The following is a 14315-nucleotide window of genomic DNA, read 5'->3' on the forward strand; positions in this document are numbered from 1 at the left end:
CCACACTAAGGGTTCGTAAAAATTTAAACACCTCTTAGTGAAACTTAGTGCCTTTAGTGTCTTAGCGGCAACTATTCGGGACGTTAAACATTGAATAGTTTTACTACATTTTGAACGTTGGGCACCATGACTGTCTCGATTCTTTGTCAGGGTACAATCCTTTTTTAATAAGGGAAAATTCCACTGCGCCACGTCCGCCATTATATGCTTTCAAACCAGAGGTAGTAGCGTCATAGGTGAAGTTCAGACGAAAATCATTGACCTCAAAACCCAGCTGTGGTATAAACGCATCTCCGGGACGATAAAATATGCCTGCGCTCACAATGGTATTACCATCGCCGGACAAATTATAATCCATGCTTAATCCTCCCGTAAATTCAGAGGCACTTGCCTGGTTGGTATAATATGCCATGGGATTAAGAATGACCAGGTTGCTTACCTTAAGGCTGGCGTTCACAAAACCTATATATCTTGCGGAGAGCCTGTTGTCATACACTGAGCTTTCCACAAAAAACCCTTCTTTGGGCCTGTTAATGTGCTGAATTGAAAAACCGCCGTTCAGGTAAATATTTTGCGTTGGGAAATATGCATAGTTTACTCCTACCTGAACATCCATGTAATTGATGGACGTCGTATTAAACACTACGCTTGTCGGCATGCCAGATTCAAAGAAACCCGTTGCATCGTTAAACTGATCGGGGAAGGTGAGCTTGGTAGGATCAATTCTTTTCTGAGCCCAGCCGAGGTTAAATCCAGCGGTAAGCAAACTCGATAAACCAAGCATTTGATGATAAGCCAGCGATCCGTAAACTTTTGTAGAGGTAAGATTGCCGCTGCCTGCCTGATCGCGAAGAATCACACCACCCACGCCGAGCCAGCCATTATCAAATCTGTCGCGCATTATCTGTGCATCTCCCCAGATACTCATTGTTTTGTATGGAGAAGAAAGAACATTCATGTATTGGCTACGGTAGTTAGCACCCAGGCGATAATCCGCATCCGGTATAAATCCAGTATTTGCAGGATTCACCAGCAACGGCGAGGCGTACCATTGAGAGTAATGAAGATCCTGTGCCTGAATATTTTTTGTCACCAAAAACATTACAGGGCATAGAAGCAACAACATTTTCACCATCACCTGGCTCGCTCTAACGCTTGAACTGTTTAATGCATCTATTTTCATGGGTCTATTTTTTTCGATCATTCTTCAAATCTTTTCAACATTTATGATTGTCGAATTAATAATTAATAATTAACAATTAATAGAAGCGACTTTAAGTATTTTCAACTCTCCACCGTCTTGAAGATGCATTTTGTCAGCGATTTACACTATTAATTCTTAATTATTAATTATTAATTCGCTTTTATCTAATCAACGTAATATCCCCCTTCCTGCTCAGCTTTTCACCGTCTACAAATTCTACTTCCAGTGTATAGCCATATACATCCATCGGTTGTACTACACCGTTAAATCTTCCATCCCAGCCTCTCCTCCTGTCATTGGTTTCAAAAACCTTTTGTCCCCAGCGGTTATAAATAACCCACTTCATGGTGTTGATACCAAAACCGTGCACATATATCGTGCTGGCAGAGGTTGGTCCTAACGGCGTAAACGCATTCGGCACATCCAATTTAGGAACAACTATTGCCTGGATATTGTTGCAAACAGTATCGTGACAGCCAAAGGCATTTACTGCGTCCAAACATGCTTCGAAAGTGCCGGAAATGTTGTACTGGTGATCGATGTCATTACGGCTGCTTGTGATCAGCGAATCTCCGTCACCAAATCTCCATGCAAACTGAATCGCATCGGTAGATGAATTGTTGGTAAATGTTGTTGGCCTGTTTTCGGCCGGCGTTACAGGCGCAAATGTATATGCGGCTGTAGGGCTCGTATGCACGGTGATGGTGAATGTTGTATCATGCACTTTGTTACAAGTGTTTTCATCATACGCAGTCAACTTCACTGTATAAACATTTGGTCCCGGAGGATAGGTGTGTGACGGATTTATATCGTGTGAAATAGCTGAACCATCACCAAAATCCCAATCAAATGTATCTCCACCTAAAGATGTATTGTGGAAGGCTGCAGTGTATGGTGCGCAACCTTCTGCCGGTGTTTCAAACTGCGCCCTCACCAACGGCGACACACGTAAAGACTCTGTCAGAGAATCGGGCGAATTACAATAACCGGTGTCTGCAAGTATCAATGTTACATTGTAAGTTCCCGGTGCAGCGTATGAGTGCGTTTGAGGAGCAGTGCCGGTTGGTATTCGTGTACCGTCACCAAAATCCCAGATGAAAGACGTATTGGTAAATGGTTTACCGCTAATAACAGTTGATTTGTTGTTAAACTGATAATCGAGTGCTTCACAAGGTTGCAATTTTTGAAAATCAAATGCGAAGTTCACCCGGTCATCTCCTACCCGAACGATTGTGTACGCAGTGTCGCGGATGTTACAACTGCTGGAATCTATACCGATCAGCATAACCCTGTAGCTGCCAACATTTTGATAAGTATGCGTTACATCAAAGTTGGTTGTAGAGAGTTGAGGACTGCCATCACCAAAATCCCATACATAACTAACGGCATTTAGTACTGTGTCTTTAAATTCAAATTCTGCAGGGGCACATCCTTTGCTTCTTACTTTGCCGGCCACAAATGATTTTACACCACTACCCACACCTGCGTAGTTGAATACAATTTTTACTGCAGCCAAATTACATTCTGCACCACTGCCGGTTCCATTTGCTCCGCTCCATTTGTTTGAACAACACACCGCACCGGCTGTTATCGGAAACTGAGGTCTTGGTGCAGTGGCAGAGGATAAACAGTTTGCGCACATAGCCTGGTAAATCACGCCATTCTGGTCAAAGCGACTGGTACCACCATCCACGTGCTCAGGACCGCCACTGTTTTGGCCAAAGAATGTTCCATATAATTGAGCGGATGCATCTCTTTTTATTACGATAAAATAAAAATCTGCATTATCGGGCGCATCGCTTTTTATGGCATCCGGTGTTACACTCATGCCACGAACACCTTGCATATTAAAGCTTCCATATGCTTTACCCCAACCGGAGATATACATGTTTTCGCAACGATCCACAAGGAAGGCCACCGGCGACATATTGGGTGCACTCAGAGACGTTCCGAATTTCGTTCTGAAAACCCAGTCAGATAAATCTTCTTTTAGCTTTCCTACAAATTGACAGCCATTCTGAGACCACGCAGCATTGATCGGCTGCCAATCACCGGTGGTAATGCCCATTACGTAAGGAAAATTATCGCGATCGAATTGTATACCATAGACTACATCTGTTTTTGATGTGCCGAGATATGTTAATTTTTTCAGTGTAGCCCCATCATTGGAAAACGCTGCAACAAACCCATCACTTTCGCCTCCGCTATAAGTGCCTTGTACAACTCCGCTTGTTACTGCAAGGTTGGTACTATTGGTACCACCGGCAACGTAAACGTCTTGTGATTTTTGATCCAATGCCAGAACAAAAGCGGCGTCGTCTCCATTTCCGCCAATGTATGAACTATACAAAAGTTGTGTAAATGCCGCATTTACTTTTATGAAAACACCATCCTGTTTACCACCAGGAGCCGACTGCACTGCATTAGATGTGGTTGGAAAATTTGTTGATTGTGTGCAGGAAGCGAGATAGATGTTTCCGCTTCTGTCAAGGATCACTTCGCTTCTTGCATCATCTCCGTAAAAGTTAATAAGGCTCTGGTTGCGTGTAATGCTGCTATGGCTATCTCCTATGTTGCGTCCGTCATCGCCGGAACCGCCAATCACCAGAGAGCCCATTAATGTCGTGCCGTTTGCGCTGATCTTTGTGAGAACAATGTTCCAATCGCCGTCACCACCATTTACCTGGCGAATGGTGGAAGGATAATCCTTAGAGGTGGTTCTTCCTGCAATCACTAAATTTCCATCACCATCGGCAAACATACTATGCGGCTGCTCTTTTCCAGTCCCTCCTATATATGTTCCAAACATGCGTTGTGTTCCAGATGGGTTGAAACGCATGATGCCCATGTTAAACATTTCCTGCCCTCTTCCTGAATAGGTGCTTTGGAAAGCGCCTGCGGTTGTAACAAAGCCATTGGCAAATACGATACCACCTGCATAGAAAGAACCATCGCCACCGTAAGTTGCCGTATAGCCCCAGTTGTCTGCGCGGCTACCGGTGAAGCTTGCAAATATCAAAGCAGGATCTATGATCAATGCTTCACTGCTCTGAAAACTTTTTAGTTTGAATGTTACATTATTGCCATTGATCACATATTTACAATCGACCTTTACCCTTGTTCCGTTTTGAAACTGGTAAGTGTAAGGAGCCAGTTCTGTAACATCACCTACGGATGTTTTTATAACAAGTTCATTGTTTTTGGTGATGCTTAATTTATCTGCTCCGCGAAACTGCATTACAATTTTGGAAGGATCGCCACCAGGATTTACAATGAATTCATATTTCGCCAACCCGTCGTTGGTGAAATAACGTACATCGATATTCGGATAAATATTTTTGTACAAAACAGACTGATAAACTTTAACGCCACCTGCCCATTTTGATTTATCATTTCCAATAAAATAGTTGTAGTAAGTGTCCTGTGGTTTCTCTCCCACTATCTCCACGTTTTCGTTGGCGCCTACAAAATCCATGAAGTACATGTGAGAGTGGAGGATGTGTTGGGTGTTATCATCTGCTGAGCCAGACTGCGAACCATCCGGGCGAATAGGGCGAGCGTGTAAGGTGTCTGCCGGATTATATTTTACGTGGCCCAAACTTTCCATATCCTGTGTATTGCGTTGCAATACGGCGATACCATTTTTCCGGAGAAAAAAAGCGCCTGAACCAAAATCTGCCTGAAACTGAACTTGTTTATCCCACTGTCCTTTATTTTCAACAAACTCGAGGCTATTAAAATTACCACCCGATTGCGCCAGCAATTGCAGGCTGCTTACCAGGAGGCATAATATGATAGTTGTAGTTTTCATCAAGTTGTCTAGCTTTATTTCTAATTTACGAAATTTTGCTCCAAGCCGTTTTTCCTTTTTGCGCTTGCAAAAAGTGTTTTAATCTTTCATTCGCTTTCTCTGAAAGGTCCGGATCTGCCTCCAATATCTGTTGGGCCATTTGCTTTGCAGCATCCAGCCACTGTTTATCTTGTAACAAACTCGCCAGTTTAAAATTCAGCATCCCACTTTGCCTTGTACCTTCAATATCTCCCGGCCCGCGCAATTCCATGTCTTTTTCGGCAATTTTAAATCCATCGTTCGTTGCGGTCATTATTTTCAATCGTTCTTTCGCCTCGCTGGAAAGTTTATTGCCCGTTAGTAAGATACAATAACTTTTATCACTTCCCCGTCCTACTCTTCCGCGCAACTGATGCAATTGTGACAAACCAAATTTCTCAGAGCTCTCGATTACCATTACGCTTGCATTCGGCACATTTACGCCTACTTCAATAACCGTAGTTGATACCATTATTTGAGTGTCGCGTGTAATGAAACGTTGCATGTTGGTATCCTTTTGCTCAGCTGGCTGCCGTCCATGCACCATGCTGATCCAATACTTTGGCTCGGGAAAAAATGCTTTTACATTTTCATACCCGCGCATAAGGTTTTCATAGTTGATTTTTTCTGATTCTTCGATCAAAGGAAAGATTATATACGCCTGCCTGCCTTTGGCAATTTCCTGTTTCATGAAGTCCATTACAGAACCCCTTGCCTGTTCAAAACGATGAACTGTGGTTACAGGTTGCCTGCCGGGTGGCAATTCATCAATTACACTGTAGTCAAGATCTCCGTAAGCAGTCATGGCGAGGGTACGGGGAATAGGTGTTGCAGTCATAACAAGAACATGGGGTGGTATGTTCGCTTTTCGCCATAATTTTGACCGCTGCTCTACTCCAAAACGATGCTGTTCGTCAATTATTGCAAGACCGATATTTTTAAATTTTACCGGGTCCTCCAACAAGGCATGTGTGCCGATAATAAGGTTAAGCTCTCCGCTTTCCAGCGCAGCCAAAACCTCCCTTCTTTCCTTCGCTTTTGTAGAACCGGTAAGCAACCTCACCGTTACCGGCAAGTCCTTTACCAACTCGCTGATTCCCGCAAAATGTTGATTGGCTAATATCTCCGTGGGTGCCATCATGCAACTCTGAAATCCATTGTCCACTGCCAGCAACATGCTCAGCAATGCCACAATGGTTTTTCCGCTACCCACATCTCCCTGCAAAAGCCTGTTCATTTGTCTGCCATGCGCCGTGTCCTGTCTTATTTCTCTCAACACTCTTTTTTGCGCCCCGGTAAGTTCAAAAGGCAAACAGGTTTTGTAAAATGAATTGAATAATTCGCCTACTTGTTTAAAAACCACGCCATGCGAAAAACGGTGACGTTCAGATTTGATAAGATTCAATCTTAACTGAGCCATGAAAAGCTCTTCAAATTTGAGCCTGTTAAGCGCATCCTGATAGGCGTTAAAGTTCGCTGGAAAATGGATATCGTTGTACGCTTTGTACCTGGAAATTAAGTTAAGTGATTGCAAAATTTTATCAGGCAGATTTTCCGGTATATCAGCGGGCGTTAAAGCTGTTAAAAGGCCCCAGGTTAATTTACCAATTTGCCTGCCGCCGAGCTGCTTTTGCTTTAATTTTTCCGTTGTTGGGTAAACAGGCTCCAAAAAACTTTTTCCTTCAGATTTTTCGGGGCTGAAAGCTTCTATTTCGGGGTGCGTTATTTGCGGATAGCCGCTAAAAAAACTGGCTTTTCCATATACAAGATACTCCTTCCCAATCTCAAGCGATTTTTGTACCCAGTTAATTCCCTGGAACCAAACAAGTTCCATCGTGCCAGAGCTGTCTCTTAGTTCTCCGACCAGTCTTTTTCCCCTGTTTTCGCCAAGCACCTGGAGACTCACGAGCCGGCCCGCAACCTGTACCTGGTCCGTTTGGGGTGTGATTTCCCTGATCAGCTGAACCTGCGTTTTATCCACATGCCTGAACGGAAAATGCTCCAGCAGGTCTTTAAAAGTAAAAATATTAAGTTCCTTCTTCAGAATGTCTGCCCGCAAAGGACCTACACCTTTCAGGTACTCTATCGGATTAGATAATATGGACTGTGAAGCGTTTATACTAAAGTGTTTATCGACAAAAATAGGTCAAATTGAAAATTGAAAGTTGAAAATTGAAAATGGGAGGGCAGAATGTGGCAATTTGAAAATTTGAAAATTTGAAAATGAAGAATGCCTCAGCTCGCTAAACTAAGGATATAACACTTAGCAATTAGTAACACAGAATTAATTTCACAACATACTCGACATCTTACACAGAGCATTTTCAATTTTCAACTTTCAATTTTCAATTCTCTCTCATTTTCAAATCTTCAAATTTTCAAATTGTTTGCTATCTTGGCTTATCATTAAGCACCTATGCGCCCAATCACCACACCATCATACGTTACCACTCATTACCACGATAAAAATTATTTTTTAGAACATATTGATGAAATAAGAAACGGCATTCGTGGGCTTGTAAAAGGAGATCAGATTGATGTGAGTGTTGTTATTCCTGCGTACAATGAAGAAGAAAAAATATTGCGCACGCTGGCATCTCTTTCTAAAACACAAACCGCTCTTTCTGTTGAGATACTAATTGTCAATAACAATTCTTCTGACAAAACAAAAGAACTTGCTGAACTTGCTGGCGCGACGGTGATTACAGAAACCAAACAAGGTGTTCAAAATGCACGTACCGCGGGCCTTCACGCCGCAAAAGGAAAGTTGATCATCAACGCAGATGCGGACACTATCTACACTCCATACTGGGTGGAACTCATGACCAGCCCTTTGAAGAACGAAAATATTTCGATGGCCTATGGCAAATTTGCTTTCTTCCCCGAAAGCGGCGCACCGAGATTGTTGTATTTTCTTTACGAAACATCAAGTGATCCTTATAAATGGTGGCTGGCAAAGACAAAGGAAGAAGCCATGTTTGTATACGGTTGCACCTCTTGTTATCGCAAAGAACAAGCGATCGCCGTGAATGGTTTCGAACATCCACCGGGAACAAATGAAGACGGTTATCTAGGTTATAAACTACGCACAAAGTTTGGCAAATTATACAAAGTCACCTCTAACAAAGCCCTCGCATGGACAAGCGACAGAAGATTGATTGAAGGCGGCGGGGTGTTCGCTTCGTTTACGAAACGCTTCAGAAAAGCATTGACGCAAAAGATAGACACGAGCAATTTAGAAAAGAGTCAATCTTAATACTGTTGGCACTTAATGAATGTCGGCGCGGGTATGCAGCCTGGCTCCCGTGCCGATGCGTATCTGTGCCTGCTACTTCGCGTATCGCACACTGTTGGCACAGATACGCTCTACTGCACAGGCTAGGCTGCATATCCCCGCCAACAGCGTGCGGGCAGGCATTCCCTATTTCCTCACATACACTTCCACCCACGCTTGCGCACTCGGCTTGCGCGGCGCAGTAAATGAATCTACGCGTTTGTAGTATTGCATCAGTGTGTCTCGCACTTCGAAGGGATAGAAATTGTTGAGGTAAGGAATGTATTCAAACAATACGATGTCGTAATAATTGTTTTTAATGCGGTCGCAAAACATTTGTGTTTGCTTTTCAAACATACCCACGCCTTTATGGAACCATAATGGATAATCGCTTCCTGTTTCCAACGAAAAATGAAGATCGTTGGCAAGTGGCGTGAGTTCAGTCATGTTAAGCACTTTGGCATCGGGCCTTTTGATCTCGGGCATCTGCACGATGCGGTGAATACCATCAACTGTGGGACCAGGCAAGAGCATTTTTCTGAATGAGGGAAGTTCTATCCCGCGCCATTCGTTCATTGGAACATCTGTTGTGTCCGCCGGTAAAATGAGGTAAGTATTTTTGTTTACAATGGCAGGATCAGTTTTCTTTTTTCCCAAAACTATTTCTGCATATTTGTAAACGTATCTCCAGTAAACCTGGCTCCACCAAAGCATTACAGCCAACGTGCAAACGACAACAGTAGAAGCAGATTCGAAATTTATTGGTAAATATTCTGCAAGCATCACGAGTATAAATGCAATGGCAAAACTGTGAAAGAAAATATTATTGTCTTGCGGCACATAACTCGTAACCTGGAACACAGCTGCCTCTGCAAGGATACCTAAAGCAAGCAATGAAAAAATGATGAGCGTTTTATTTGCCCAAAAATCAGCGCCACCTTTCCGCTTGTACTGAATGAACAACAAAACGACAATAACGCCTGTATAAAATTTTATCCATTGTGAAGCGCTGAAAAATTCATCGGCTATGTCCATTGCTGAAAAACGTGATGAGTGCGGTGGTTGGCCGTGATTGAACCAATAGCCAAAACCATATTTAAGAAATGGCAAAACAAATAAACATCCGATAATTATTGTAGTTGCGAGAAAATACATCGGTTGTTTCCAGTCCTTTTCGTTGTATGAGGTATAACAAATAAGTGCAGTGCAAATAAGATAACCCAATGCGCCACCATCTTGTTTGGTAAAAAACGAACAGAGGGTAAACAGGACGCCTGCTATCATATACGTGTAACGCCATTTTCGTCCTTCACCAAAAACGAATTTCAAAATAAAAGCGATGCCTACAAACTCATACACAATAACTGTGTGATTGTACCACGGCCAATAATTGAGAAATGAAAAAGAAAAAACATAAAGGCACACACATACAAATCGTATTCCCTCTTTTACGGAAAGACTTTTAAGAATTGATCTGAAAGCCAGGCCAGATATAACATTGATCAACACCTGCGCTTTCACAAGCGTAATTAATTGTGGTCCAAAAATTTTAAAAAACATGGCGGGAATTACCCAAAACATAAACCCTGTGGGAATGCCAAAATCTTTGAAAGGTATTTCTCCAAGGTATAAACGGTAGGCGCCTTCATAGGAAAGAAAAATATTCAAGCGATACGGAAATGTTCCAAAAACAGGTATGATTGCTATGATTATGATCAGGAAAATTTCGGCCCAGGCTAATAATCTCTTCATAATAAGGTGGTTGGTCAATGATGGCGAAAATTACTACATGGTTATCTCTTTACAAAGTATTGCACAAACTACCTTTATATACTATCTTGGCACTTAATTTATAATCAATCCACCGGGACCTTGCAGGTTCAATATCCTTTCTGCTTGCTAAACAGCATTTTCCGGAGTTTTAAACACAACCAACCAAATTCGTACTGATGGGCAGTTACATAAAATTGTTGCGACCTAAGGACTGGGCCAAGAACTTATTTCTTTTTATACCCCTGATTTTTTCGGGCTTTGCTTATCTCACAAAAGAAAATATTCTTGTACTGATTATCGGCTTCTTCGCGTTTAGCTTTGTTGCGAGCTCTATATATATCATCAACGATTATCGTGATATTGAGGATGACCGCAAACACCCTAAAAAAAGCAAAAGACCTTTGGCAAGCGGCGCGGTAAGCAAGCAGGCAGCCATTGTTATTTTTATATTACTTCCTATCGTTGGCTTTATCTTATCTTATTTAGCGGATAAAAGTTTGCACTTCACTTTTGTGCTGGCTTTCTATTTCGTCATGAACCTTGCCTATTCGTTTGGAGCCAAGAACATTTCGATACTCGATATCATGATCATCGCAGTGGGCTTTGTGCTTCGCGTAAAGGGCGGCGGACTTATTGCGCACATCAATCTATCATTGTGGTTAAACCTTATGGTGTTCCTGCTTTCATTGTTCATGGCTATTGCCAAGCGTCGCGATGACATTCTCTTGAAGATTGAAACCGGTGCCGACATGCGCAAGTCGATCAAAGGGTATAACCTCGATTTTCTAAACACAATGCTTGGATTGTTCAGCGCTATCATCATTGTAACGTACATAATGTATTGTGTATCACCGTTCACAATAGAAAAACTGGGTACATACCAACTTTATTATACTTCTATTTTTGTAATTGCCGGCTTGATGCGATATTTGCAATTAACATTGGTTCAGAACAAAGCCGGATCTCCAACCGAAATCCTTTACAAAGACCGATTCATACAAGTCACATTATTACTGTGGATAGCCAGTTTCTACATGATTGTTTACCTTAAGGAATTAACCTTTTTAAAATCGTACTAGCAGAGGCTTCAACAGTCGACACATATTTCATAATCCATACCCGCCTGTTGAAACAATTGCTGTTGTATGATACACCACAGAATCATAAAACGTTTTTATGAAAAAAGAAATCGCTAACTGGGGAAATTATCCGGTAATTGAGAGTGATGAAAAATCGTTTTCATACACAGATGAGCTCGACAAACTAGTTGCCCAGCCAAAAAGCTATATAGCACGCGGAAATGGCCGCTGCTATGGTGATGCATCGTTGGCTGACAATACTATTTCCACACTTAAGTACGACAAGGTTTTATCGTTCGACACTGAGAAAGGTTTACTGGAAGTGCAGAGTGGCATTACGCTTGACCAGGTACTTGATATCATTGTACCTAAAGGGTGGTTCCTTCCTGTTACGCCGGGTACAAAATACATCACTGTAGGCGGCGCCATTGCGAGTGACGTGCACGGAAAAAATCACCACGTAGACGGTGCATTTTCTCATCACGTTATTGAAATGGATGTTTTGCTGGCAAGCGGCGAAACCCTTACCTGTTCTCCTACAGAGAACACCGACCTCTTCGAGGCAACTTGTGGTGGCATGGGACTTACAGGTGTGATCGAGAGAGTGATCTTTGATCTGAAAAAAATAGAAACTTCATTTATAAAACAGAAACAGGTTAAAGCAGAGAATCTCGAAGAAATACTACAACTCTTCGATACTTATGCTCATTATACTTATTCTGTTGCCTGGATCGATTGTTTGAAAAAAGGAAAGAACTTCGGAAGAAGCATTCTTATCCTTGGTGAACATGCGAAAAAAGAGGACCTGGACGACAAGCAAAAAAACGATCCTTTACAATTACCCAAAAAGAAACAGATCACCTTTCCTTTCAATCTTCCTTCATGGGTGTTGAACACCTTTACAGTAAAGGCTTTCAACTTCCTTTATTACGGAAAAAATTTCAAAAAGGAAATCAACAATGTTGTTTCTTACGAACCATTCTTCTATCCGCTCGATGCTATTCTACATTGGAACCGTGGTTATGGTAAACCGGGTTTTATACAATATCAATTCGTTTTGCCATTGCAGGCAAAGCAAGGTTTGATTGATATTTTGAATCGTATCAGCGATGAAGGCATTGGTTCATTCCTTGCGGTTTTGAAAGTATTTGGCAAACAGGAAAGCCTGATTTCATTTCCCACAGAAGGCTACACACTAGCGCTCGATATACCTGTGCGCAAGGGCCTTTTTGAATTTCTTGATGAGCTTGATCAAATCGTACTGAAATATGGCGGCCGCTTGTACATGTCTAAAGATGCAAGAATGAAACCTGAAATTTTAAAAGCAGGCTATCCGCATCTTGACAGATTTAAAGCGATTATTAAAAAATTCAACCCGGATTTTAAATTCAGATCTCATCAGTCTGATAGGCTTTTGCTGACAAAAGAAAAAGACTCTAAGGTAAACGGCACTGCGGTAGTATTGCCGAAGATGGAAGCCGCTGTTAAATAAATAAAAAAGAAAAAATTAAAAAGAAAAATCGTCACAGAGCAGTCACCCTTTTCTTTTTAATTTTTTACTTTTTCTTTTTTCCTTTTTTGAAAACTCTTTAACCACACACATGCCAACTGTACTTTTATTAGGTGCTACGTCTGACATTTCCGTTGCTATTGCAAAAGAATTCGGCGCTCATGGATACTCATTACAACTTGCCGCCAGAAATACTGAACATCTTTTACCTATTCAATCTGATCTTCAGATCAGATACAATGTTGATTGTACTATTCATGCGTTTGATGCATTGAATTACGATAGTCACCAAAGCTTCTTTAACAGCCTCTCTGTGAAGCCTGATGTTACAGTATGCGTTTTCGGTGTGATGTATGAGGAGGAGGATGCATGGAACGATTGGAAGCTAACGCACCGCATGATCGACACCAACTACACCGGTGCCGTTTCTATTTTAAATATTGTCGCAAAGTATTACAGCGCACAAAAGAAAGGAACGATCGTTGGCATCAGTTCTGTTGCAGGCGAACGCGGCAGACAGAGCAAATTGATCTATGGCAGCGCCAAAGCCGCTTTCAGCGCATATCTTGCGGGTTTAAGAAATAAATTATTTAAAGACAACGTGCACGTTGTTTCTGTAAAACCGGGCTTTGTGTATACCAAAATGACGGAAGAACTTCCTTTACCAAAACCGCTTACCGCTCAACCTGAAGAAGTTGCAAAAGCAGTTTTCAAAGCCGTTGAGAAAAAGAAAAATACCATTTACACAAAGTGGATGTGGAAGTACATTATGATGATCATCAAGAATGTACCGGAGCCGGTGTTTAAGAAAATGAACATCTGATGAAAACAACAGAACGCTGATTGTCATGATTGTCATGATTTATCAAGATTTTAAAAATAGAACGCAGATAATGATTTTGATGGTTATTTAAGATTTAATAGAACGGCTTTTTGAAAGGGCTTTTTCAAAAAAATCATAACAAATCATGACAACCATGAAAATCTGCGTTCCAATCTCTCTCACATGAAACGTATCGCTTTTTTTGACTTCGACGGAACGATCACTACAAAAGATACGCTGCTGGAAAATATAAAGTTTCATAAAGGCAGCTTATGGTTTTATGTTGGCTTTTTGCTCAACAGCCCATATTTAGTGGCTTTCAAGGCAAAGGTTATTTCTAACCAAACAGCCAAGGAAAAAGTATTGAAGTTCTTTTTTGGCGGCAGCGATGAAATTTCTTTTCAAAAAAAATGCGACGATTTTGCGACTGCAAAGCTTCCTGAAATGATTCGCCCGAAAGCTGTTCATGAAATAAGAAAACATCTGGAGCAAGGCACTGAAGTGGTAATTGTTTCCGCATCTGCGTCCAACTGGTTTCGCAAATGGGCGAATGAGCACAACCTTAAAATGATCAGCACGACGCTGGAAGTGCACAACAATAAAGTAACAGGAAAAATAACCGGCAATAACTGTTACGGGGAAGAAAAAGTAGCGTTGATTAATCAACGCTACAACTTGAAAGAGTACGACGAAATTTATTGCTACGGCGACACCAGCGGCGATAAACCAATGCTGGCGCTGGGGACGAAGACGTTTTATAAACCCTTCAGGTAATTAATAATTAATAAAGAATAATTAATAGGGCGCCATTCGTTTGGTTGTT

The 14315-nt window shown here is 41.7% G+C and carries 9 protein-coding genes; 5 read left to right on the forward strand and 4 right to left on the reverse strand.

Translation table 11 applies throughout. From position 1 onward, the window contains the following. Positions 1 to 103: 103 nt before the first annotated feature. The 3 genes from KTO63_RS07840 to recG form a co-directional block, all read right to left on the reverse strand. Positions 104 to 1183 carry a PorP/SprF family type IX secretion system membrane protein gene (locus KTO63_RS07840; protein WP_232373079.1) on the reverse strand — a complete coding sequence of 360 codons (1080 nt, stop codon included), beginning with the start codon at positions 1181 to 1183 and terminating at the stop codon, positions 104 to 106. Between the two features lie 181 nt (positions 1184 to 1364). Further along, positions 1365 to 5015, reverse strand: a complete 3651-nt coding sequence (locus KTO63_RS07845) for a DUF7948 domain-containing protein (protein WP_232373080.1) — start codon at positions 5013 to 5015, stop codon at positions 1365 to 1367. Between the two features lie 25 nt (positions 5016 to 5040). Next, entirely contained in the window at positions 5041 to 7176 is a 2136-nt protein-coding gene (recG, locus tag KTO63_RS07850) for an ATP-dependent DNA helicase RecG (protein WP_317195750.1), read from the reverse strand. 273 nt (positions 7177 to 7449) lie between these two features. Between recG and KTO63_RS07855 the strand changes: the two genes are divergently transcribed. Continuing rightward, complete coding sequence (locus KTO63_RS07855; protein WP_217790674.1) at positions 7450 to 8289, forward strand: glycosyltransferase family 2 protein; 840 nt, start codon at positions 7450 to 7452, stop codon at positions 8287 to 8289. A 165-nt stretch (positions 8290 to 8454) separates the two neighbouring features. Here KTO63_RS07855 and KTO63_RS07860 read toward each other — a convergent pair whose 3' ends face one another. Beyond that, complete coding sequence (locus tag KTO63_RS07860; RefSeq protein ID WP_217790675.1) at positions 8455 to 10059, reverse strand: hypothetical protein; 1605 nt, start codon at positions 10057 to 10059, stop codon at positions 8455 to 8457. A 197-nt stretch (positions 10060 to 10256) separates the two neighbouring features. Here KTO63_RS07860 and KTO63_RS07865 point away from each other — a divergent pair, with 197 nt between their 5' ends. The 4 genes from KTO63_RS07865 to KTO63_RS07880 all read left to right on the forward strand — a co-directional run bounded on the left by KTO63_RS07865 (position 10257) and on the right by KTO63_RS07880 (position 14266). Next, positions 10257 to 11159, forward strand: coding sequence for a decaprenyl-phosphate phosphoribosyltransferase (locus KTO63_RS07865; protein ID WP_217790676.1), 903 nt, complete (start codon positions 10257 to 10259; stop codon positions 11157 to 11159). A gap of 97 nt (positions 11160 to 11256) precedes the next feature. Continuing rightward, positions 11257 to 12651: an FAD-binding oxidoreductase gene (locus KTO63_RS07870; RefSeq protein WP_217790677.1), complete on the forward strand. Its 1395-nt coding sequence runs from the start codon at positions 11257 to 11259 to the stop codon at positions 12649 to 12651. Between the two features lie 109 nt (positions 12652 to 12760). Continuing rightward, positions 12761 to 13492 carry an SDR family oxidoreductase gene (locus KTO63_RS07875; protein ID WP_217790678.1) on the forward strand — a complete coding sequence of 244 codons (732 nt, stop codon included), beginning with the start codon at positions 12761 to 12763 and terminating at the stop codon, positions 13490 to 13492. 183 nt (positions 13493 to 13675) lie between these two features. Further along, positions 13676 to 14266: an HAD-IB family hydrolase gene (locus KTO63_RS07880; RefSeq protein WP_217790679.1), complete on the forward strand. Its 591-nt coding sequence runs from the start codon at positions 13676 to 13678 to the stop codon at positions 14264 to 14266. Positions 14267 to 14315: the final 49 nt, after the last annotated feature.

Origin of the sequence: Pinibacter aurantiacus (assembly GCF_019130065.1) — a bacterium.
GTDB classification, from domain to species: Bacteria; Bacteroidota; Bacteroidia; order Chitinophagales; family Chitinophagaceae; genus Pinibacter; species Pinibacter aurantiacus.

Excerpts from the sequence above, each read along its gene's own strand:
- KTO63_RS07840 (WP_232373079.1), bottom strand. The coding sequence starts at position 1,183 with ATGAAAATAGATGCATTAAACAGTTCAAGCGTTAGAGCGAGCCAGGTG.
- KTO63_RS07875 (WP_217790678.1), top strand. The coding sequence starts at position 12,761 with ATGCCAACTGTACTTTTATTAGGTGCTACGTCTGACATTTCCGTTGCT.
- KTO63_RS07845 (WP_232373080.1), bottom strand. The coding sequence starts at position 5,015 with ATGAAAACTACAACTATCATATTATGCCTCCTGGTAAGCAGCCTGCAA.
- KTO63_RS07860 (WP_217790675.1), bottom strand. The coding sequence starts at position 10,059 with ATGAAGAGATTATTAGCCTGGGCCGAAATTTTCCTGATCATAATCATA.
- KTO63_RS07880 (WP_217790679.1), top strand. The coding sequence starts at position 13,676 with ATGAAACGTATCGCTTTTTTTGACTTCGACGGAACGATCACTACAAAA.
- KTO63_RS07855 (WP_217790674.1), top strand. The coding sequence starts at position 7,450 with ATGCGCCCAATCACCACACCATCATACGTTACCACTCATTACCACGAT.
- KTO63_RS07865 (WP_217790676.1), top strand. The coding sequence starts at position 10,257 with ATGGGCAGTTACATAAAATTGTTGCGACCTAAGGACTGGGCCAAGAAC.
- KTO63_RS07870 (WP_217790677.1), top strand. The coding sequence starts at position 11,257 with ATGAAAAAAGAAATCGCTAACTGGGGAAATTATCCGGTAATTGAGAGT.